The organism is Streptomyces mutabilis (assembly GCF_014649815.1).
GTDB lineage: Bacteria > Actinomycetota > Actinomycetes > Streptomycetales > Streptomycetaceae > Streptomyces > Streptomyces mutabilis.
On record NZ_BMTT01000331.1, the window covers coordinates 1 to 513 of the forward strand.

Here is a 513-nt window from a genome sequence, read left to right on the forward strand (position 1 = left end):
CGTACGTCACTGTCATCATTGTGGCGCTGCTTGCTGGTTTGCTGTGCTGGAGCATTTATTCAGGGGAGATCAACAATCTGAAGATGCCGTGGTCGTCGCAGGAGAGTTCGACTACTTCAAGTGCCGAAAAGAGCAAGAGCGGCGAGAGCAAGTCCAAGTCCCAATCCGACTCCGCTTCCGGCAATAAGACGGACGCATCCAATGCCGATTCGCCGACCGACTCGCAGCAAAATGATCAGAACGCCGACCAGAATGCCGGCCAGAATGCCGAGCAGACGGATAACGCCACTGCGCAGCAGGCTGTGAACACGGGTACTGAGGTTCGCGTCGTGAACGCGACGAATATCACCGGTTATGCGCAAAGCAAGGCCGACGTGCTGACCCAAGTCGGGTATACCAGTGTTTCTGCCAGCAATCCGACGGGAAACGTTCCTTCGCAGACCGTGGTCTGGTATCAGAACGAGACCGATAAGGCGACCGCCGAAAACGTCGCACAGACGCTGGGAATTTCGA

The 513-nt window shown here is 56.1% G+C and carries 1 protein-coding gene; it reads left to right on the top strand.

Translation table 11 applies throughout. The features are described 5' to 3' along the window. A partial coding sequence (locus tag IE142_RS36080) for a LytR C-terminal domain-containing protein (RefSeq protein ID WP_191889544.1) occupies positions 1-513 on the top strand: 513 nt, incomplete at both ends.